Below are 20,115 nucleotides of genomic sequence, written 5' to 3'. Positions count from 1 at the left end.
CACCCCGGTGAACTCGGCACTCGACTTCGGCGTTCCGCTCTACCTGCGTCTTCGTGGGCTCGAAATAGTGCTGTTCGTTCTGGGCGGCGTGCTGCTGGCCCGGTTCATCTCCTGGCTCGGTTCGCGCATCACGTCTCGGATCGACGCCAACTATCAGCACAGCGACGCGCTCGTGCGTACCGAGGCGGCCAAGCATCGGCACGCTCTCGCGCAGGTGATCACGTGGGTCGCCGTGACGATCGTCTACATCCTCGTCACGATCGAGGTGCTTCGGCGACTCGGCTTCGCTGTCACCGGACTCGTAGCTCCGGCGACGGTCCTCGGTGCGGCGCTCGGCTTCGGTGCGCAGCGCATCGTGCAGGACATTCTCGCGGGCTTCTTCATCATCACCGAGCGGCAGTACGGGTTCGGTGACGTCGTGCAGATCGCGGTCACGGGGTCGGCGGAGGACGCCGTCGGCACGGTCGAGGACGTCACGCTGCGCGTCACGCGGATCCGTAGCGTCGACGGCGAGGTCATCACCGTTCCCAACGGGCAGATCGTGAAGGCCATCAACCTGTCGAAGGACTGGGCCCGGGCCGTCGTCGACGTCCCGGTGCCGTCGGTCGCCGACCTCAACCGTGTCAACGAGGTGCTCCGACGCGTCGGGCACGCGGCCTACGAGGACTCGAACCTGCGGCCGTTGTTGCTCGACGAGCCGACGGTCATGGGTGTGGAGAGCATCGAGGTCGATCAGGTCAACGTCCGTCTCGTGGCCCGAACACTGCCGGGCAAACAGTTCCAGGTCGGCCGTGAACTACGCGTCCGCGTCGCCGCCGCGCTGCAGCCGGAAGGCATTCGCGTCACACCCGACGTGTCGACGGCAGGGGTGGCGGCCGAAGGGCGCAGTCGTAACGAAGGTGAGCCGTTGTGACCGAGAACCCTGTCGCCGAGCCCGAGGAGCGGTCGTCGTGGCGAGCCTGGCGGCCGCCGGCGAAACTGTTCGGCCGCATCCGGACGTCGACGGCGATTCTGTCACTGTGTTTCGTGTTGACGGGCCTGCTCTACAACCAACTGCAGGAGGGCAACGACGCGCCGGCCGCAGGACCGACGGCCGTCGACCCCGGGCTGGTGAGTCCCGGACCGAGCGCCCAGCAGGAGTACACCGAGCAGTACACGACGACGACTCCGCCCGCCCCGACGACGACGGTCTCTCCGACGCCGACGGACGTGCCCACCACGACATCAGGGGTTCCTGGCGCGCCGGGAACGGGCACCAGCGACACGGGTACGTCGACGACCACCGCCCCCACCTATCTCCCCGGATTGACGGTGCCGCCGGAGCTGCGATCGCTGCTACCTGCGCCGCCGAGCGCGACGGGCACGCCCTGAGTGAGCCTGGGACGGTTACCGGCCGGTAGGGGCTACACTGGCGACCCGTGATCAGCACGACGAAACTGTCCAAGTCCTACAAGACGTCGACCAGGCCTGCTCTGGACGACGTGACCGTATCCGTGGACAAGGGCGAGTTCGTCTTTCTCATCGGTCCGTCCGGTTCGGGCAAGTCCACGTTCATGCGGCTGCTGCTCAAGGAAGAGACGCCGACGTCGGGTGACATCCACGTCGCCGATTTCCACGTGAATCGACTGTCGTCGCGCCGCGTCCCTCGTCTGCGCCAGAGCATGGGGTGCGTGTTCCAGGACTTCCGGTTGCTGCAGAAGAAGACGGTCGTCGAGAACGTGGCCTTCGCGCTCGAGGTGATCGGCAAGCCCCGCTCGGTGATCAAACGTACGGTCCCCGAGGTGCTCGATCTGGTCGGTCTCGGCGGCAAATCCGACCGGCTTCCCACGGAACTGTCCGGCGGAGAACAGCAGCGTGTTGCCATCGCACGCGCGTTCGTCAACCGCCCGTTGGTCCTGCTCGCCGACGAGCCGACCGGAAACCTCGACCCGGATACGAGCCAGGACATCATGATGCTGCTCGAACGCATCAACCGCACCGGTACGACGGTGTTGATGGCAACCCACGACAACCACATCGTGGACTCGATGCGTCGACGTGTCGTCGAGTTGGACAACGGACGAGTGGTGCGCGACGAGGCCCGCGGCGTCTACGGCGTCGGCAGGTAGAGACGTAGGACCGACTCCCGCCGACATTCTCGTTCTGCACTACCGAAGGGCCCGATACCGCGATGCGCGCCAGTTTCATCACCAGTGAGGTTCTGACCGGACTTCGCCGCAACATCACCATGACCATTGCCATGATCCTGACGACCGCGATCTCGCTGGGGTTGTTCGGCGGGGGACTGCTCGTGGTGCAGATGGCAGGGAAGACCCAGCAGATCTTCCTGGACCGCGTCGAGGTGCAGATCTTTCTGACCGACGACATCTCGTCGGGGGACCCCGACTGCGCGCAGGACACCTGCCGCACGCTGCGGTCCGATCTGGAGCAGACGCCGTCGGTCGAGACCGTGCAGTACCTGAACCGCGACGACGCGGTGAAGGACGCCACCGAGCGCGTGTTCAAGGATCAGCCCGAACTCGCGGAGTTGGTCAGTCCGGACAGCTTCCCGGCGTCGTTCAAGGTCAAGCTCAACGACCCCGAACGCTTCGGCGTCATCAACGACAACTTCGGCAGCAGGCCCGGCGTGCAGAGCGTTCTCAACCAGCGCGACCTCGTCGAGCGGTTGTTCAGTGTCCTCAACGGTGTGCGCAACGCGGCGTTCGCGATCGCGGTCGTGCAGGCCATCGCCGCGATTCTTCTGATCGCCAACATGGTGCAGATCGCCGCGTTCACCAGGCGCACCGAAGTCGGCATCATGCGGCTCGTCGGCGCGACCCGCTGGTACACGCAGCTGCCGTTCCTGCTGGAAGCCGTCGTCGCCGCGTTGATCGGATCGGTGCTTGCCATCGCCGGACTGTTCACCGCCAAGAACCTCTTCATCGACGACGTGCTCTCCGAGGTGTACGACGCCAACATCCTTGCCCGTATCTCCAACAGCGACGTACTGCTCGTCTCGCCCTTCCTGGTGCTCGTCGGCGTCGGCATGGCAGCAGTCACGGCGTACATCACCCTGCGCTTGTACGTGCGGGAGTAAATCCACTTGCCGTGCAGTTCTATGCTGGAGCGGTTGTGCACGACGCGTGCACGACCTCGAGGCGCTCGGAAGGAAAGGGCCCTGCAGTGAAGGAAAAGGGCCGCAAGGCCATCGCGACCAATCGTAAGGCGCGACACAACTATTCGATTCTCGATGTCTACGAGGCCGGCATCGCGCTGGTCGGCACCGAGGTGAAGAGTCTGCGAGAGGGCAAGGCGTCGCTCGCGGATGCGTTCGCGACCGTCGACGACGGCGAGATCTGGCTCCGCGGGCTGCACATCCCCGAGTACACGCAGGGCAGCTGGACCAACCACGCCCCGCGTCGCACCCGGAAGCTGTTGCTGCACAAGCGTGAGATCGAACGCCTCGTCGGCAAGGTCAAGGAAGGCAGTCTCACCCTCGTGCCGCTGTCGATGTACTTCTCCGACGGCAAGGTGAAGGTCGAACTGGCGTTGGCCAAGGGTAAGCAGGACTACGACAAGCGTCAGGATCTGGCGCGTCGTACCGCCGAGCGCGAAGTGACCCGCGAGCTCGGGCGTCGCATCAAAGGTATGCGCTGACCGCCGTTCTGCTCGCTCTGGTCGCAGCTGTCGGATACGGGGTCAGTGATTTCGTCGGCGGTGTCGCGTCCAGGCGAGTGGCAGCTCTCCGGGTCGTCATCGTCTCGTACCCGTTCTCGCTCGTCGTCGTCCTCCTGATCGCGCCGTTCGTCGGAGGGACGCTTTCGTGGACGCCGATCCTGTGGGGTCTCGCGTCGGGCGTGGCGGGTGCACTGGCCGTCTGGTGGTTCTACCTGGCACTCGCGACCGGGCCCATGGCCGTCGTGTCGCCGTTGACCGCGGTGCTCGTCGCGGGCATTCCCGTCGTCGCCGGATTCGCCATCGGCGAGCGACCCGGCGCGCTCGCCTTCGTCGGAATCGCGTTGGCGCTCGTCGCCGTCGTTCTCGTCAGCAAGGAGTCGCCCGACGAGACCACCGGCGAGGTGGCGGGCGGCCGCGAGATGAAGTTCACCCGTTCGGTCGCATGGTTGACGATCGGGTCCGGGGTGACGTTCGCGATCGCGTTCATCTGTCTCCACCAGATCGAGGACGGTACGGGCCTGTGGCCGCTCGCGGCGTCGCGGGCGTCGGCCACCGCGGTCGTCTGGTGCGTCGCTTTGGCGTCCCGTCACTTCGTCCTGCCCCACGGCAGTGTGTTGAAGTTGGCCGCATTCGTCGGTGTGCTCGACGTCGTCGCGAATGCCGCACTGCTGTACGCCTATCAAGGTGGGTTGCTGTCGCTCGTCAGCGTCATCGCGTCGCTGTACCCGGCGGCGACCGTCATGCTCGCGATGGTCATGCTCGGCGAGCGCGTCGGTCGGTTGCAGCAGGCCGGAATGCTGTTGGCTCTCGGGGCGGTCGGGCTGATCGCCGTCGCCTAGTGCCGCGGCGCGCACGCCCGGTTGAACCGGGCTCGGCGAGGGTATCGACCCGCAATGACCGCCGAACAGACCCCACGACCATCCAGAGTTCTCGTCACCGGTGCGACGGGCTATCTGGGTGGCCGGCTCGCCCCACGCCTGCTCGACGCCGGCTACACGGTGCGAGTTCTGGCCCGTAACCCCGACAAGCTTCGTGGCGTCCCGTGGGCCGAGAAGGTCGAGGTCGCGCAAGGCGATCTCGGAGATCGTGATTCGCTGAAGTCGGCGTTCGCCGACGTCGACGTCGTCTACTACCTCGTGCACTCCATGGGGACGTCCGGTCACGACGACTTCGCGAAAACCGAACGGGAAAGCGCGGAGAACGTCGCGGCGGTGGCCGCCGATGCGGGCGTCGGCCGCATCGTCTATCTCGGCGGGTTGCATCCGCAGACCGGCGATCTGTCTCCACATCTGGAGTCGCGCGCAGAAGTCGGCCGAATTCTCATGGAGTCCCCGACGCCGACGCTCGTGCTGCAGGCAGGTGTCGTCATCGGGTCGGGTTCGGCGTCGTTCGAGATGATCCGGCACCTGACGAATCGCCTCCCGGTCATGACGACACCGCGCTGGGTGCACAACCGAATTCAGCCGATCGCGGTACGGGACGTGCTGCACTATCTCCTCGGCGCTGCCGAGGCGAAGCTGCCGCAGAGTCGTGCGTACGACGTCGGAGGACCGGATGTCATGGAGTACGGCGAGATGATGAACATCTACGCCGACGTCGCGGGGCTTCGCCAGCGACGCATCCTGGTTCTACCGGTCCTCACCCCGCGGCTCGCCGGGCATTGGATCGGGTTGGTGACCCCGATGCCGCGTGGACTCGCTATGCCCCTCATCGAGTCGCTCCAGTACGACGCCGTGGCACACGAACACGACATCGATGACGTCGTCGACCGGCCGGAGGGAGGTCTCACGCCCTACCGCGAGTCCGTTCGCCTTGCGTTGCGCAACATCGAGGAAGGGGAGACGGAATCGTCGTGGGCGGATACGGTCACCGCACCCTCGGATCCGCTCCCGTCGGACCCGCACTGGGCGGGGGAGGTCGTCTATTCGGACGTCAAGGGTGCATTCCTCGGAACGGAACCCAGCGTCATTCGTCGCAGGCTGGGGGACGTGATCCACTCCGACGACACGAGAGGCTGGCGGCTCGACGACGACGGATCCGACGACGTTCGGTTGCGTTCGACCGCGCGGATCGCAGGCACCGCATGGCTCCGTTACCGCGCGACCTCGGCAGGAGGGGGAACACGTGTGGAGCAGCGCATCGACTACTTTCCCCGCGGTCTCGCCGGCCGGGCGGTCTGGTACGGGTCCTTCCCGCTCCGCAAGGTGCTGACCGGACGCATGTTGGCTCGGGTCGTCGGCGACATCGACCGGGCCTGACCGGAGACGAAGGCCACGCCGAGATATCGGGATGATTCTTCGTGGGTCGCTTGTTACACTGAAGAGCCCGAGCAAGGTGCTGGGGACGTACGGGGCTGAACGGTTTCGACTCTGTATGTTGAGTCAGGGGAAGCGTGTCGGTGCAGGCGAGAGACCACCGTAAGCGTCATCGCAAACATATAAGCGCCGATTCCAATCAGCGCGACTACGCACTCGCTGCCTAAGTAGCGACTGCGTGTCTGTCAGTCCGGATTCGCCCTCGGTCCGGGTACTGGCATCAGCTAGAGGGCTTACCGAATCACTCGGCTACGGAGTGGTGAGGAACATCAAACAGTGGCTGGGATCGTCATCCTGACTTGTTTGCGAGATCGGGAGATCCAAGTAGAGGCATAGCAAACTGCACACGGAGAAGCCCTGCCGATACAGCGGAGGACCCGGGTTCGATTCCCGGCAGCTCCACTGAAACAGCCGGGCCGGAGAGCGAAAGCTCACCGGCCCGGCTTTTTCGTGCGTAAGGGTTCGTTGTGTGTCTCCACAGACGTAGCCCACGTCACATCGGTACAGAACCCAACCCGGGGCCGCCTCGGTGCCGAATAGCGGATATGAGCAACAGCCCACGACCGAGATTGTGGACGGGTCCGTCACCGAAGTCATCGACACCGGTGACGTGTGTCGTACTGGTTCTGCACGGCGGAAAGGTGTCGAGCGTCAGACGCAGCCGGCCGTGGCATCTGTCGGGAATTCGCATGTGGCAGTTCACGTGCGCGCTTCGACGCGCAGGCCGGTCCGAGGGCGTCGTCGTCGCTCAACTCCAGTACCGATTCCGCGGATGGAACGGGGTGGAGCAGAGCCCCGTCCAGGACGCGCGGTGGGCGCTTCGGGAGATTCACCGTGATCACCCGGACGTTCCCGTCGTGGTGGTCGGCCATTCCATGGGCGGCCGGACGGCTGCCGCCGTCGCCGACGATCATCTGGTGAGTGGCGTGGTCGCGTTGGCGCCCTGGTGGCCCGACGGAGGTGAGCTGAACGCGATGCGAGCGAACCAGGTCGTGCGCGTCGTGCACGGCGCCGACGACACGTGGACCGACCCGGTGCGGGCGCGCCGCGAAACCGAGGCTGCCGCCGAGCGGGGTGTCGACGCCCGATTCGTGTCGATGCCGGGCGGGCACTTCATGATTCGCGGTGCGCGCCGATGGGTGCGCATCACGCAGGAGTTCGTCATGGCCGCCGCCGGACGGTCGACCGCGGACCGTGACGAGGCGACGCGATGACCACTCGTTCCATCGCCGTCGTCGGTAGCGGCGTGGCGGGACTGACCGCTGCGTACGTGTTGACCAAATCGGCGCGAGTGACGTTGTTCGAGGCCGACTCCCGGCTCGGTGGGCACGCGGACACGCACATGGTCGACGGTCCGGACGGGCCGACCGCAGTGGACACCGGCTTCATCGTGCACAACGACCGCACGTACCCGACGCTGCTGCGGTTGTTCGCCGAACTCGAGGTGCCGACGCAGGAGTCGGACATGAGCATGTCGATCCGATGCGACGGCTGCGGCCTCGAATACTCGGGCGGACAGGGACTCCGCGGGATTCTGCCGTCGGTGCGCACGGCGACGCGCCCGCGCTATCTCGGAATGCTCGTGGAGGTCAAGCGATTTCACCGCGAGGCGACGGCTGTGCTGCAGTCCGATTCGCCGGACCGTGACGAGACGCTCGACCGGTTTCTTCGTCGCGCCAAGTTCTCCGAGTACTTCACGTCGCACTTCATGGCGCCGTTGGTGTCGGCCGTGTGGTCGTGTGACCCGGTCACCGCACTGAACTATCCCGCGCGTTATCTGTTCTCGTTCCTCGACCACCACGGAATGCTCAGCGTCTCCGGGTCGCCGGTGTGGAGGACGGTCACCGGCGGATCGGTCGAATACGTACGGCGAGTGGCGGAGCGCATCGACGAGATCCGCGTGTCCACGCCGGTCCGAGCCGTCTATCGCCACGACGACGGCGTCGACATCAGGGACGACGGTGACGAGCTACGACGGTTCGACGCGGCGGTCGTGGCGGTGCATCCGCAGCAGGCCTTGAAGATTCTGGCCGAGCCCACTGCACTCGAACACGCGGTGCTCGGCGCCATGCCCTACTCGGTCAACCGAACTCAACTGCATTCCGACGAATCGGTACTGCCGACGACGGAGCGGGCGCGTGCGTCGTGGAACTACCGAATTCCCGATTGTGGTGCCGCACCGGACACCGTTCTGGTCAGCTACGACATGACTCGACTGCAGCGACTCGGCGGACCGCGTCGATACCTGGTGACGTTGGGTGGATCTCATCTCGTCGATCCTCGGAAGGTGGTGGACGAGATGACCTACGAGCATCCGCAGTACACGCCGGAATCTCTTGCGGCGCAGCGACGGCTTCCCGAACTGGACAGCGACACCGTCGCGTTCGCGGGTGCCTACCACGGCTGGGGTTTCCACGAGGACGGCGCCAGATCGGGGCTCTCCGCGGCGGAACGGCTCGGCGGACGATGGACGTGACGGCGTCGAACGCCATCTACTCGACCACGATCGAGCACGTACGGACAGGGCCGCTTCGGAACAGGTTTCGATACAGGAGCTACAGCTGGTTCGTAGACCTCGACGACCTGCCTCGCTTGCATCGGATGGCGCGGCCGTTGGCGGTGTTCGATCCCCGCGACCACATCGGCGACCCGACGAAGTCCATCCGCGCGAACATCGACGCGTTCCTCGCCGAACACGACATCGATCTACGCGGCGGACGAATCACGATGTTGGCCAACGCCCGGGTGCTCGGGCACACGTTCAACCCGCTCAGTGTGTTCTGGTGCCACGACCCGGAGGGGAACGTGAGGTGTGTCGTCGCCGAAGTGCACAACACGTACGGCGAACGGTACGCATACCTGCTCCACACGGACGCCACCGGCCGTGCGCGTACGCGCAAGGAGTTCTACGTGTCTCCGTTCAACGACGTCGACGGTGAGTATCGGATGAGGCTCCCCGAACCCGACGACGCGCTTCGGCTGTCGATCGTGCTCGAGCGAGAAGGGTCGCCGCCCTTCGTCGCGACCGTCACGGGCTCGCGTCGTGAAGCAGATACCCGTGCAGCCGTGAAATCCGCAGCCGCAGTACCACTAGCGCCGCTGCGGGTGGTGATGCAGATACGACTTCAAGGAATTCGTCTGTGGGCGAGGGGACTTCCCATCCGTCCACGCCCGCGTGTTTCGACAGTAGGAAAGGCAATCCGATGACGACAACGCTGACGCGACACGTCTCGACCATCGACCGCGACGTGTGGCCTGGGATCGCGTGTGCCCCTGCCGGGGTGAAGGCCACGGTTGCCGGGCCCATCGCGGATGCTCTGTTCCGCCGTGCGGTGAACCGCCTTCCGATCAGGGTCCTTCTGGAGGACGGCACGCTGATCGGTGGTGGTACCGCGGAATCGCCGCTGATGACGATAAGGCGGTCGGCGGACTTCGCCGCCCGTGTCGGAGACAGTGGACTCATCGGGTTCGGCGAGGCGTACATGGCGGGGGACTGGGACGCCGAGGACCTCACTGCCGTTCTCGAGGTCTTCGCGACGCGCATGGCCACCCTGATTCCGACGTCACTGCAGCGCCTCCGAGGACTGTACGTTGCGAAACCGCCACGCACCGAGCGCAATACGACGAAGAACACGCGGTCGAACATCTCGCGGCACTACGACCTGTCCAACGATCTGTTCGAATTGTTCCTCGACGACACGATGACGTACTCGAGTGCGCTCTTCGCCTCTACCGGGACCGTCGACGACGGGGAATCACTCGCCGACGCCCAACGTCGCAAGATCGATCGGCTACTGGACAAGGCCGGAGTGGGCGAAGGAACCCGTGTGCTGGAGATCGGCACGGGGTGGGGCGAACTCGCGATCCGTGCAGCTCGGCGCGGCGCGACGGTGCGGTCGGTCACGCTGTCGACCGAACAGAAAGACCTGGCGGACAAGCGCATCGCAGCGGCCGGATGTGCCGAGCGTGTTCAGGTGGATCTGCTCGACTACCGGCTCGTCGACGGAGAATACGACGCGGTCGTGTCGGTCGAGATGATCGAGGCCGTCGGACATCAGTACTGGGGCACGTACTTTCGGACGATCGACCGCGTTCTCGCGCCGGGCGGACGCGTCGCCATTCAGGCGATCACGATGCCGCACGATCGCATGCTCGCCACCAGGAACACCTACACGTGGGTGCACAAGTACATCTTCCCTGGCGGATTCCTGCCGTCGATCCGGGCGATCGAGGAGGTGACCGAGCAGCACACGAGCTTGCGTGTGCGCGAACGATTGTCGATGGGGGATCACTACGCTCGCACGTTGCGTCACTGGGATCGAGCGTTCGGCCGCAAGTCCGAGCACGTCGCCGAACTCGGATTCGACAGCGTGTTCGCCCGAATGTGGCATTTCTATCTGTGCTATTCCGAGGCAGGCTTCCGGTCGGGGTACCTCGACGTCCAACAAGTCGTGCTCGATCGAAGGAGAGGCGAATGAACACCACTGCACCGACCGGCGTCGCGCCACGTCTGGCCGACCTTCTCGCGCCGTTCGTGGGGGGCGAGCTTCCCGTTCACCTCGAGGCGTGGGACGGCAGCGTCGCGGGTCCGGAGAGCGCTCCGCACGTTCGCGTGAACAGTCCGAGCGTCCTGCGTCGATTGCTGTGGAGCCCAGGGGAACTCGGGGCCGCGCAGGCGTACGTCACCGGGGAACTCGACGTCGACGGCAGTATCGCCGACGCGCTGGATCACGTGTGGTCCGAAGTGCGTTCGCGTGATCTGACGGCTGTGCGTCCCACGCCTGCGGCGCTGGTGAAGCTGGCGAAGCTCGCGAAAGACCTGGGCGCGCTGGGAAAGCCGCTCGCACCCCCACGCTCGCAGGCCGTCGTCAAGGGGCGACTGCACTCGTTGCTGCGCGACCGGGCCGCGATCAGTCACCACTACGACCTGTCGAACGACTTCTACGAGTTGGTTCTCGACTCGCACATGGCGTACTCGTCCGGCTACTGGACGTCCGATGCACCGGACTACACCCTCGACGACGCCCAGCGGGACAAGCTCGATCTGGTCTGTCGCAAGATCGGGCTCGACGCCGCACCGGGGCAGCGGTTCCTCGACGTCGGATGTGGTTGGGGGTCACTGAGTCTGCATGCCGCCGAGCACTACGACGCACGCGTCGTCGGCGTCACGATTTCACGGGAGCAGAAAGCGTTCGTGGACAAGCGCATCGCGAACCGCGGACTGCAGGACCGTGTCGAGATCAGGATTCAGGACTACCGCGAGATCCCGGACGGCCCGTTCGACGCCGTCGCGTCGATCGAGATGGGTGAGCACGTCGGCGAGAAGAATTATCCGACGTACGCGGCTGCGCTGTTCTCCAATGTCCGACCCGGCGGACGTGTGCTCGTGCAGCAGATGTCGCGCAAGGAGGGGGACAACCCCGGAGGCGGCGCATTCATCGAATCGTTCATCGCACCGGACATGTACATGCGACCGGTGGGACGAACGGTCGCGATGATCGAGGAATCCGGACTCGAGGTACGCGACGTCCACGCGATGCGGGAACACTACGTTCGCACCGTCGACGTGTGGACCGAACGGTTCGAGGCTCGCTGGGACGACGTCGTCGCGCTCGTGGGGGAGGAGGTCGCCCGGGTCTGGCGCCTCTACCTCGTCGGCGGCGGCATGGCGTTCCGGGACGGTCGCATGGGCGTCGACCAGATTCTCGCGGTGCGACCGGATGAGCGTGGGCACGTCGGCATCGACATGGTGCGCCCACAGTGGGTGGGCGCGAGACCGTGACGTCGTTCGAATGGTCCGATTTCCTGGTCGTCGCGCTGAGCAGTGCTGCTGCGACCGCGGTGCTGATGATCGTGACTGCGGTGATCGGGTCCCGCATCGGTCGGCACAACGTCGTCGACGTGACGTGGGGCGCCGGCTTCGTGCTCATCGCGGCCGTCGCGGCTGCGGTCGGCACGGGTGAGCTGTGGCGCCGGCTCGTGCTGGCTGCCGTCGTCGCACTCTGGGGACTGCGACTGGCGTCGCACATGTTCCAGCGCTCACGCGGGAAGGGCGAGGACCCGCGGTACGAGGAGATGTTGTCGAAGGCGTCCGGCAACCGCACCCTGTATGCGCTGCGCAAGATCTATCTGACCCAAGCCCTCGCGTTGTGGTTCGTGTCGCTGCCGATCCAGGTGTCCTCGGTGGCACACGGCTCGGTCGTGGTCATTGCACTCGTCGGAATCGTCCTCTGGGCCGTCGGGCTCACGTTCGAGGCGACGGGCGACGCGCAACTGAAGGCGTTCAAGGCCGACCCGTCGAACAAGGGCAAGATCATGGACCGCGGTCTCTGGTCGTGGACGCGTCACCCCAACTATTTCGGCGACGCGTGCGTGTGGTGGGGCATCTACCTGATCGCGGCGTCGGCGTGGCCGGGCGTCGTCACGGTGCTGTCACCCGTGGCCATGACGTACTTCCTCGTCTTCGCAACCGGTGCCCGGTTGTTGGAGAAAAGCATGTCGCAGCGGCCCGGATACGAGGAGTACCAGCAGCGGACCAGCTACTTCCTTCCGCGCCCTCCGAAGTAGCCGTTCCGCTCTCGGGACGCCACCCACGAGAAAGTCGGTGCGGGCAACTAGTGTTGACCGCAGGCGAATCGAGCAAGGCAGAGGGAGGCGCATCGTGGCGCACGACAGAGCAGGAACCGTGGCCCTACCGGAGGATCTCGTCGACCTTCCGCACCTGGTGACGGCGTACTACTCGCGCACGCCCGACGTGTCCGACCCGGGTCAACAGGTCGTCTTCGGTACCTCGGGACACCGCGGTTCCAGCCTGGACGGCGCATTCAACGAGGCCCACATTCTCGCGACGACACAGGCAATCGTCGAGTACCGGGCATCGCAGGGCATCACCGGCCCGTTGTTCATCGGCCGCGACACCCACGCGCTGTCCGAACCTGCATGGACGACGGCCTTGGAAGTGCTTGCCGCCAACGACGTCTCGGTTCTCGTCGATTCCGGGCAGGGATACACTCCGACGCCCGCGGTCAGTCATGCGATCCTGCGACACAACGCATCCGGGCCGTCGGCCCAGGCCGACGGCATCGTCGTCACTCCATCGCACAACCCGCCGCGCGACGGTGGGTTCAAGTACAACCCTCCGCACGGCGGTCCGGCCGACAGCGACGCGACGAAGGTCATCGCGGAACGTGCGAACGCACTGCTGAAGAACGATCTGGCCGGAGTGAAGCGAGTATCGCTCGCCACGGCGCTGCGTACGACGGTGGGCGAGTACGACTACCTCGGCAGCTACGTCGACGATCTGCCGGGCGTCGTCGATCTCGACGGCATTCGGGCTGCGGGCGTTCGCATCGGGGCCGATCCGTTGGGCGGTGCCAGCGTCGACTACTGGACCGCGATCGCCGAACGTCACAACCTCGACCTCACCGTGGTCAATCCGCTCGTCGACGCCACCTTCCGGTTCATGACGCTCGACACCGACGGCAAGATTCGCATGGATTGCTCGTCGCCGAACGCGATGGCGTCGCTGATCGCGGCGCGCGACAGCTACGACATCGCGACGGGTAACGACGCCGACTCCGACCGTCACGGGATCGTCACACCCGACGGTGGTCTGATGAACCCCAACCACTACCTGGCCGTTGCCATCGACTACCTGTTCACCCACCGGCCGGGCTGGTCGCCCGCGACGAAGGTCGGCAAGACGCTGGTGTCGTCGTCCATGATCGATCGCGTCGTCCAGGGGCTCGGCCGGTCGTTGATCGAGGTCCCGGTCGGCTTCAAGTGGTTCGTGTCCGGGCTCGTGACCGGTGATCTCGGTTTCGGTGGCGAGGAAAGCGCCGGAGCGTCGTTCCTGCGCACCGACGGCAGTGTCTGGACCACCGACAAGGACGGAATCATCCTCGCGCTGCTGGCGTCGGAGATCACCGCGGTCACCGGCAAGACCCCGTCGCAGCGCTACAGCGATTTCACCGCGCAGTACGGCAATCCGGCGTACGCGCGCGTCGACGCGCCCGCCACTCGCGAGCAGAAAGCAGTTCTGGCCGCGCTGTCTCCCGACCAGGTCACCGCGACCAGTCTCGCCGGCGAGAAGATCACCGCCACCCTGACCGCAGCGCCCGGCAACGGAGCGGCGATCGGCGGATTGAAGGTGACGACGGAGAATGCGTGGTTCGCGGCGCGACCGTCGGGGACCGAGGACGTGTACAAGATCTACGCAGAGTCCTTCCACGGTGAGAAGCACCTGGCCGAAGTTCAGTCCGCCGCGAAAGAACTCGTGTCGCAGGCTCTGAAGGAATCGTGACGAGTTCGAACCCTTCGAGCTCTTCGGAACGCACGGATCGACTTCCCTCCGAGATCTGGGTCCTCGTCTCGGCGAGCTTCGTCATCGCGCTGGGATTCGGCATCGTCTCGCCTGCGTTGCCGCAGTTCGCTACCGAGTTCGGCGTCGGCGTCGTCGCGGCGTCGGCGGTCATCAGCACGTTCGCCGCGATGCGATTGGTGTTCGCGCCCGCGAGTGGAGCACTCGTGCAGAAACTCGGCGAGCGGCCCGTCTACCTGACGGGCCTGCTCATCGTCGCCGCGTCCACGGGTGCGTGCGCGGTCGCTCAAACCTACTGGCAGCTTTTGATCTTCCGTGGCCTGGGCGGTATCGGATCGACGATGTTCTCGGTGTCGGCGCTCGGCCTGCTGATTCGTATGAGTCCGCCGCAGAGCCGTGGCCGGGTATCGGGCATGTACGCGACGAGCTTCCTGATGGGGTCGATCGGGGGCCCGCTGGTCGGCGGCGCTCTCGTCGACTTCGGTCTGCGCGTGCCGTTCGTCGTCTACGCCGTCGCTCTCGTCGTCGCCGCGGCGGTCGTCTTCTTCAGTCTCGGAAAGGACGCCGGACGACAAGACGAACACGACTCGGCCGTGCCGGTGATGTCTCTGCGGGCTGCGTTGAAGGTGCCCGCGTACCGAGCCGCGCTCTCGTCGAACTTCGCTATAGGGTGGGCGGTCTTCGGCGTACGTGTCGCGCTGATTCCGTTGTTCGTCATCGAAATACTGGACCGGTCCGCTGCCGTGGCTGCGATCGCGCTCGCGGTGTTCGCGGTCGGCAATGCGCTCGTCCTGATCGGGTCGGGTCGTCTGTCGGACGTACGCGGGCGGAAGCCGTTCGTCGTACTCGGTCTCGTCGTCTCGGCGGCAGGCACAGCGGCCATCGGTCTGACCGACCACATCGTCCCGTTCATGATCGCATCGTTCGTGGCGGGCGTCGGATCCGGAGCGATGACGCCGCCGCAGCAGGCGTCGGTCGCCGACATCATCGGTTCGAAGGCGCGCGGTGGTCCCGTGCTGTCGACCTTCCAGATGGTGGCGGACGTCGGCGCGATTCTCGGTCCGGTGATTGCAGGCGCCGTCGTCGAACATTATTCGTACGGAGCGGCTTTCGTCATGTCCGGCGTGATTCTGTTCGTCGCGGCGGTGTGGTGGATGTGCGTTCCCGACACCCTGGATCGATCGAAACCGGCCGAACGCGCGTCGTGACGAGTCGTCGACGCACGTAGATCCGTACTATTCGGACTGTGAGTCAGAAGAGACCGTCCAGCGTCAAGCACACGCCGCAACCCACCTCCAGCACGTCCACCTACATTCTGGCGGGCGTCGCGCTCGTCGTCGTGGTGATCGTTGTCGTCGTCGCAATCCTGTGGCAGCGCGGCGGAGACGAACCACGCAACGACGGATACGGTTCCGTCAAGAACGCCGACGTGGCGCTGACGGTGCAGGACGGCGGGGTCGTTCAGCTCGCACGGCCGGGCGCAGCCACGACGGTCGATCTCTTCGAGGACCCGATGTGCCCGTTCTGCGGCCAGCTCGAGATCAAGCACGGTCAGGAACTCGCGCAGAAGATCGACGAGGGCGCCGTCGCCGTCCGCTATCACATGGTCGTTCTGCCGGGCCTCGACGCGGTGTCGGCGAGCGGCAACTATTCGAGCCGCGCAGCGGCCGCGTCGCAGTGCGTTGCCGCCTCGGAGAACGCGGTTGTCTATTCGGCGTTCCATTCAGGGCTTTTCGCGGCGGATTTCCAGCCCGAGGAGAACGCGGACTCGGACCGGTCCGATTCCGAGCTCGCCGATCTCGCGCGTCGCAGTGGCGCGTCGGATGTCACGGCCGAGTGCATCACGTCGGGCGCGATGACCGAGCAAGCGGCAGCCGACGCCGACGGTGCCCGTGAAGCTCTGGCGGCAACCGGGGCTGCGGGGACCCCGGGCGTACTCGTCGATGGTTCGCTCGTCGACGCGCTCCGGGACTCCGGCTGGGTCGAGTCGATCGGCTGACGGCGACCGCGGCTCCGACCAGCTGATTTGTAGCTCCAAGTCGGCATGGTGTAACTTCGTTCAAGCAAACGCACTGCGGTGCGGGAGCGAAGTACGGGGCTATGGCGCAGCTGGTAGCGCACCACACTGGCAGTGTGGGGGTCAGGGGTTCGAGTCCCCTTAGCTCCACTCGAACACAAGCTTCACCGAAAAGGGAGTCACCGCGAGGTGACTCCCTTTTCTGGTCTCACGCTCGTCTCGAACTGCAGAGACGTCGGCGATCCCGCACCCCTGTCGTCGACGCCTCCGAGTCCGACCCGAGTCGGGTGGCTACGTCAGTGCGCTGCGTCGAAAGCGTTCTCGACGTCGGCTGGAATTCGGCCTCGCGCCGAGATCGCGTAGCCGTTCGCTTTCGCCCATTCTCGAATTGCCTTGGTCTGATTGGCGGCGCGTTTACCGCCCGCAGTCGCCGTCCCGACCGACTTCTTGGTTCGTTTTCCACCGACCCGCGCCGAGTGATCGATGTAGTAGTTCAGTTTGCGGTGAAATTCTTTCGCGTTCTTGTCGCTCAGGTCGATTTCGTAGTCGACGCCGTTGACGGAGAATGCAATGTGTTCGCCGCCCGACTCGATGGGCTTGTCATCGATATCGTCGACGAGTTGAACATAGACTTTCTTGGCCATTTCCGAAGTTCTCCAATGATGTTTTCGGGGTGCGTCGGTGCGAACGAAACGACTATACGACTGCGATCCCGAATAATCCATGCACGGTCTCCGTCAGAACGTTTTTCTTTCCGACGCGCGATCCGAAATAGCAAGATCGCGGAACGGAACAATTGCGAATCAGTAACGATCGGTACGGTCGCGCACAACGGCAGAACGAAAGTCGTCGACTCCGACGTACTTGATGCGTGGGCGGCCGTGCTCTGCGCCCGCGTTTCTTTCCGCTTCGTCGATTCGCGACCAGTCCGAGAAATCCAGCGCGTCAGGGCATTTCTCGGCGAGCATCGCATCGAGTTCGACGCGTCCGTGCGGGGCGCGCGGAATGGATTCCGCGGCAATGTCTTCGAGAATGGCGGCGACGGTATCCGCGGCGCACTTTCTGTTGGTCCCGATGACACCCGACGGTCCTCTTTTGATCCACCCGGTGACGTAGACGCCCGGGACCGTCGATCCGTCGTCGTCGATCACACGTCCGTCTCGATTCGGAATGATTCCTCGGGTGTGGTCGAAAGGTACCGATTCGACAGCGCGGCCTCGATATCCCACCGAGCGAAGCACGAGACCGGTGTCGATCGTTTCCTCCTCGCTGGTCGGTTCGGTCGTGACCGTTCCGTCGTCGTGCACGGTCGACGTCGCACGCACGAACCGGATGGCGGAGACGGATTCGTCCCCGAGGATCTCGGCGGGAGACAACCCGAACCGAAGAATCAGCCGTTTCTTCGCCTCGTCGACCGGGTCCGATGTCGGGCGAGCAGCTATCTCCTGTGCCAGAGCCACTTTCATCACCGTCGTCGCTTCTGCGGAACCGGCGTCGATCGCAGTCCTCGTCGCCTCGTCCGTGGTGACGTCGTTCTCGGGCGTGTGGAGGTCGATCCACGGCGATGCCATGATCTCGAGCAACTCGGGCCCGGTGTACGCGGCATGCGAGGGACCTCGTCGTCCGACGACGACGACCTCGCGAACGGCACTCGAACGCAACGCCTCCAGTGCGTGATCGGCGATGTCGGTCTTCTCCAGTTCCGTGATGGGTGCCAACAGGATTCGGGCGACGTCGAGGGCGACATTGCCGTTGCCGACCACCACGGCACGGGGCGAACTCAGATCGTAGGTGCGATCTGCGTACTCGGGATGGCCGTTGTACCAGGCGACGAACTCGCGGGCCGAATGGCTGCCCGACAGTTCTTCGCCCGCAATCCCGAGGGTGCGGTCGTCGGCGGCTCCGGTCGCGTACAGAACGGCGTCGTGGTGGGCGATCAGGTCGTCATGGGTGAGATCGGAACCGATCTCCACGCCGAGGTGTAGCCGCACGGATTTCCGGCCCGCAACGCTGCGGAAGAGGTCCGTCACGGCCTTCGTGCCCGGATGATCGGGAGCGACGCCCGAACGTACGAGGCCGTACGGCGTCAGAAGTCGGTCGTACATCTCGACTTCGATGCCGCGAATGCCGGCCAATTCCGTCGCCGCATAGAACGCGGCAGGCCCGGTACCGACGACGGCGACGCGTCGGCCGGAGAAATCCACTCCCGCCCAGTTCCGTGGTTCGTCGTAGACACGGGCTCCCGACGGGTGCAACTCGAACCAGTCGGCATTCAGATCGAGATACCGACCCTGGGTGGCGTCGAGTTCGTGATCGGCCCGAATCGCGTCGACCGGGCATTCGTCGACACACGCGCCGCAGTCGATGCAGACGTCGGGTTCGATGTGCAGCATGTCCGACGTCATGAATTCCGGTTCGTCGGGAGTTGGATGAATGCAGTCGACGGGACAGACATCGGTGCACGACGCGTCGTTGCAGCACTGCTGGAGGATCACGAACGTCATGTAGTCGTTCTACCGCTCGGGTCACTCCGCCCGTGTCGAGATCGGAGGAACCTCGACAACAGTTCGGTCACGGCATGCTCACGATCGGTCATCGAAACTCGGCGGGCTGGTGTGGCTTCCGCACGTCTGTTTCACTTGGTGCGCAAGTGCCTGCTGTTGCCCATGTTCGCCGCAGTGGCTGTCGAGGTTCGAATCCGGAAGGGGAGCGGCTCATCGGCGACGGTCGATGGGTCCACATCGCGATGAAGAGAACTGCGCTGCTCGGCGTGTGGTCCGCGGGCGTGGTCGCCGCTGCGCTTCTGGCACCGGGCGTTGCCGCTGCCGAACCCGCCACCGGCACCGAATTGGCAGGCAAGACTGTGTTCCTCGACCCCGGGCACCAGGGAACGAGCCACAGCGAGAATCTCGGCAAGCAGGTCGACGACGGCCGCGGCGGTACGAAGGATTGCCAGACGACCGGTATGACGACGGTGAACGGCGTCGCCGAGCACACCATCAACTGGAACGTGGCGAAGCTGGTGCAGTCGAGCCTCGAAAGCCTCGGAGCGACCGTCGTTCTGTCGCGTGACGACGATTCCGGATGGGGCGGATGCGTCGACGACCGAGCGAGAGCGGCCAGCGCGTCCGGAGCCGACGTCGCCGTCAGCATCCACGCCGACTCCACGTCCACCGGATCCGATCCGGGCAAGCGCGGATTCCACCTCATCGTTCCGACGCTGCCGATTCCCGACGCGGCGGCGAACGCCGCGCAGTCCGCGGGTGGTCGCGCGGCGTCGAACGCGATGCGCGACGCGTACACCAGGGCCGGTTTCTCGCCCGCGAACTACGCCGGAGCGGTCGACGGCATCCAGGAGCGCTCCGACGTCGCGGGACCCGCCCTGACGAGCGTTCCGCTGGTGTTCGTCGAGATGGGCAACGGCTCCGACCCGGACGACGCGTCGGTGCTCGAAAGCTCGGAGGGGCAGCTGAAGCACGCGATCGCACTGTCGACGGGCGTCATCGATTATCTGCTCGGTCCCGACGCCGGATCCGACGAGTCGTCGCTGGAGTCCGAGACACCCGACGTCGTCGCGAAAAGCCCGGCAGCGTCGGTGTCTCCGTCGACGACCGCGTCTCCGTCCGCGGGTGCCACCGTCGGCGAGAGCGCGCTGTCGCGAGTGCTCGCCGGGATCGCGCCCTACATCGATTCCGCCGGCGTCGACGGGCTGACCGACCTCGTGACCGAGGACAACGTCGGTGCCGTCTCCACCTTCGCTCAGGGTCTGCTCCAGCAGATACTGGCACCCGAGTAGCGTCTTCGTG

The 20,115-nt window shown here is 65.3% G+C and carries 19 protein-coding genes, 1 tRNA gene and 1 other RNA gene; 19 read left to right on the top strand and 2 right to left on the bottom strand.

What is annotated here, in order from left to right:
* Positions 1 to 7 precede the first annotated feature (7 nt).
* From RhoFasB10_RS07340 to RhoFasB10_RS07255, 18 genes are all read left to right on the top strand, one after another.
* A complete protein-coding gene (locus tag RhoFasB10_RS07340) occupies positions 8 to 913 on the top strand; it encodes a mechanosensitive ion channel family protein (RefSeq protein ID WP_068421377.1) in 906 nt (301 codons plus the stop codon).
* Entirely contained in the window at positions 910 to 1,371 is a 462-nt protein-coding gene (locus RhoFasB10_RS07335; protein WP_167675816.1) for a hypothetical protein, read from the top strand. The genes RhoFasB10_RS07340 and RhoFasB10_RS07335 overlap by 4 nt, the downstream gene beginning before the upstream one ends.
* Before the next feature lie 47 nt (positions 1,372 to 1,418).
* Positions 1,419 to 2,108, top strand: coding sequence for a cell division ATP-binding protein FtsE (gene ftsE, locus RhoFasB10_RS07330; RefSeq protein ID WP_068421371.1), 690 nt, complete (start codon positions 1,419 to 1,421; stop codon positions 2,106 to 2,108).
* 62 nt (positions 2,109 to 2,170) lie between these two features.
* On the top strand, positions 2,171 to 3,076 hold the full coding sequence (gene ftsX, locus RhoFasB10_RS07325) for a permease-like cell division protein FtsX (protein ID WP_068421369.1): 906 nt from the start codon (positions 2,171 to 2,173) through the stop codon (positions 3,074 to 3,076).
* Positions 3,077 to 3,162: 86 nt separating this feature from the next.
* Entirely contained in the window at positions 3,163 to 3,636 is a 474-nt protein-coding gene (gene smpB, locus RhoFasB10_RS07320; protein WP_068421367.1) for an SsrA-binding protein SmpB, read from the top strand.
* A gap of 8 nt (positions 3,637 to 3,644) precedes the next feature.
* Positions 3,645 to 4,496 (top strand): DMT family transporter, encoded by an 852-nt coding sequence (locus RhoFasB10_RS07315; protein ID WP_068421364.1) that lies wholly within the window; start codon positions 3,645 to 3,647, stop codon positions 4,494 to 4,496.
* A 54-nt stretch (positions 4,497 to 4,550) separates the two neighbouring features.
* Positions 4,551 to 5,915, top strand: coding sequence for an SDR family NAD(P)-dependent oxidoreductase (locus tag RhoFasB10_RS07310; RefSeq protein ID WP_068421361.1), 1,365 nt, complete (start codon positions 4,551 to 4,553; stop codon positions 5,913 to 5,915).
* A 91-nt stretch (positions 5,916 to 6,006) separates the two neighbouring features.
* Positions 6,007 to 6,377: a transfer-messenger RNA gene (ssrA, locus tag RhoFasB10_RS07305) on the top strand.
* Positions 6,378 to 6,517: 140 nt separating this feature from the next.
* Positions 6,518 to 7,186 carry an alpha/beta fold hydrolase gene (locus RhoFasB10_RS07300; RefSeq protein WP_068421358.1) on the top strand — a complete coding sequence of 223 codons (669 nt, stop codon included), beginning with the start codon at positions 6,518 to 6,520 and terminating at the stop codon, positions 7,184 to 7,186.
* Positions 7,183 to 8,448 (top strand): FAD-dependent oxidoreductase, encoded by a 1,266-nt coding sequence (locus RhoFasB10_RS07295; RefSeq protein ID WP_206030611.1) that lies wholly within the window; start codon positions 7,183 to 7,185, stop codon positions 8,446 to 8,448. Before RhoFasB10_RS07300 ends, RhoFasB10_RS07295 begins: the two co-directional genes overlap by 4 nt.
* Positions 8,439 to 9,179, top strand: a complete 741-nt coding sequence (locus RhoFasB10_RS07290) for a DUF1365 domain-containing protein (protein WP_167675814.1) — start codon at positions 8,439 to 8,441, stop codon at positions 9,177 to 9,179. The genes RhoFasB10_RS07295 and RhoFasB10_RS07290 overlap by 10 nt, the downstream gene beginning before the upstream one ends.
* Positions 9,176 to 10,450, top strand: coding sequence for a cyclopropane-fatty-acyl-phospholipid synthase family protein (locus RhoFasB10_RS07285; protein WP_068421349.1), 1,275 nt, complete (start codon positions 9,176 to 9,178; stop codon positions 10,448 to 10,450). Before RhoFasB10_RS07290 ends, RhoFasB10_RS07285 begins: the two co-directional genes overlap by 4 nt.
* Entirely contained in the window at positions 10,447 to 11,754 is a 1,308-nt protein-coding gene (locus tag RhoFasB10_RS07280; RefSeq protein WP_167675812.1) for a cyclopropane-fatty-acyl-phospholipid synthase family protein, read from the top strand. The genes RhoFasB10_RS07285 and RhoFasB10_RS07280 overlap by 4 nt, the downstream gene beginning before the upstream one ends.
* On the top strand, positions 11,751 to 12,539 hold the full coding sequence (locus RhoFasB10_RS07275; protein WP_167675810.1) for a DUF1295 domain-containing protein: 789 nt from the start codon (positions 11,751 to 11,753) through the stop codon (positions 12,537 to 12,539). The genes RhoFasB10_RS07280 and RhoFasB10_RS07275 overlap by 4 nt, the downstream gene beginning before the upstream one ends.
* 94 nt (positions 12,540 to 12,633) lie before the next feature.
* The gene (gene pgm / locus RhoFasB10_RS07270; protein ID WP_167675808.1) at positions 12,634 to 14,274 is read left to right on the top strand and encodes a phosphoglucomutase (alpha-D-glucose-1,6-bisphosphate-dependent); all 1,641 of its coding nucleotides are present in this window, start codon (positions 12,634 to 12,636) and stop codon (positions 14,272 to 14,274) included.
* The gene (locus RhoFasB10_RS07265) at positions 14,271 to 15,500 is read left to right on the top strand and encodes an MFS transporter (protein ID WP_068421340.1); all 1,230 of its coding nucleotides are present in this window, start codon (positions 14,271 to 14,273) and stop codon (positions 15,498 to 15,500) included. Before pgm ends, RhoFasB10_RS07265 begins: the two co-directional genes overlap by 4 nt.
* A gap of 38 nt (positions 15,501 to 15,538) precedes the next feature.
* On the top strand, positions 15,539 to 16,291 hold the full coding sequence (locus tag RhoFasB10_RS07260; RefSeq protein ID WP_068421337.1) for a thioredoxin domain-containing protein: 753 nt from the start codon (positions 15,539 to 15,541) through the stop codon (positions 16,289 to 16,291).
* Between the two features lie 95 nt (positions 16,292 to 16,386).
* Positions 16,387 to 16,459: transfer RNA gene (locus tag RhoFasB10_RS07255), tRNA-Ala, on the top strand.
* A gap of 146 nt (positions 16,460 to 16,605) precedes the next feature.
* On the opposite strand, the gene RhoFasB10_RS07250 is transcribed toward RhoFasB10_RS07255, so the two are convergent.
* Together RhoFasB10_RS07250 and RhoFasB10_RS07245 are read right to left on the bottom strand one after the other, a co-directional pair.
* Positions 16,606 to 16,953, bottom strand: coding sequence for an Lsr2 family protein (locus RhoFasB10_RS07250; protein WP_167675806.1), 348 nt, complete (start codon positions 16,951 to 16,953; stop codon positions 16,606 to 16,608).
* 159 nt (positions 16,954 to 17,112) lie between these two features.
* Positions 17,113 to 18,813, bottom strand: coding sequence for an FAD-dependent oxidoreductase (locus tag RhoFasB10_RS07245; RefSeq protein ID WP_167675804.1), 1,701 nt, complete (start codon positions 18,811 to 18,813; stop codon positions 17,113 to 17,115).
* A gap of 242 nt (positions 18,814 to 19,055) precedes the next feature.
* Between RhoFasB10_RS07245 and RhoFasB10_RS07240 the strand changes: the two genes are divergently transcribed.
* Entirely contained in the window at positions 19,056 to 20,105 is a 1,050-nt protein-coding gene (locus RhoFasB10_RS07240; RefSeq protein ID WP_167675802.1) for an N-acetylmuramoyl-L-alanine amidase, read from the top strand.
* Positions 20,106 to 20,115 lie beyond the last annotated feature (10 nt).

The sequence above is a fragment of the Rhodococcus sp. B10 genome (assembly GCF_011770055.1).
Taxonomy (GTDB): Bacteria; Actinomycetota; Actinomycetes; order Mycobacteriales; family Mycobacteriaceae; genus Rhodococcoides; species Rhodococcoides kyotonensis_B.
The sequence above is the reverse complement of the archived record's forward strand: the minus strand, read 5'-3'. Positions and strand labels throughout refer to the sequence as shown.

Coding starts and splice junctions, on each gene's coding strand:
- ftsX (WP_068421369.1), top strand. CDS start 2,171: ATGCGCGCCAGTTTCATCACCAGTGAGGTTCTGACCGGACTTCGCCGC.
- RhoFasB10_RS07310 (WP_068421361.1), top strand. CDS start 4,551: ATGACCGCCGAACAGACCCCACGACCATCCAGAGTTCTCGTCACCGGT.
- RhoFasB10_RS07300 (WP_068421358.1), top strand. CDS start 6,518: ATGAGCAACAGCCCACGACCGAGATTGTGGACGGGTCCGTCACCGAAG.
- RhoFasB10_RS07295 (WP_206030611.1), top strand. CDS start 7,183: ATGACCACTCGTTCCATCGCCGTCGTCGGTAGCGGCGTGGCGGGACTG.
- RhoFasB10_RS07290 (WP_167675814.1), top strand. CDS start 8,439: ATGGACGTGACGGCGTCGAACGCCATCTACTCGACCACGATCGAGCAC.
- RhoFasB10_RS07285 (WP_068421349.1), top strand. CDS start 9,176: ATGACGACAACGCTGACGCGACACGTCTCGACCATCGACCGCGACGTG.
- RhoFasB10_RS07280 (WP_167675812.1), top strand. CDS start 10,447: ATGAACACCACTGCACCGACCGGCGTCGCGCCACGTCTGGCCGACCTT.
- RhoFasB10_RS07250 (WP_167675806.1), bottom strand. CDS start 16,953: ATGGCCAAGAAAGTCTATGTTCAACTCGTCGACGATATCGATGACAAG.
- RhoFasB10_RS07245 (WP_167675804.1), bottom strand. CDS start 18,813: ATGACGTTCGTGATCCTCCAGCAGTGCTGCAACGACGCGTCGTGCACC.
- RhoFasB10_RS07240 (WP_167675802.1), top strand. CDS start 19,056: ATGAAGAGAACTGCGCTGCTCGGCGTGTGGTCCGCGGGCGTGGTCGCC.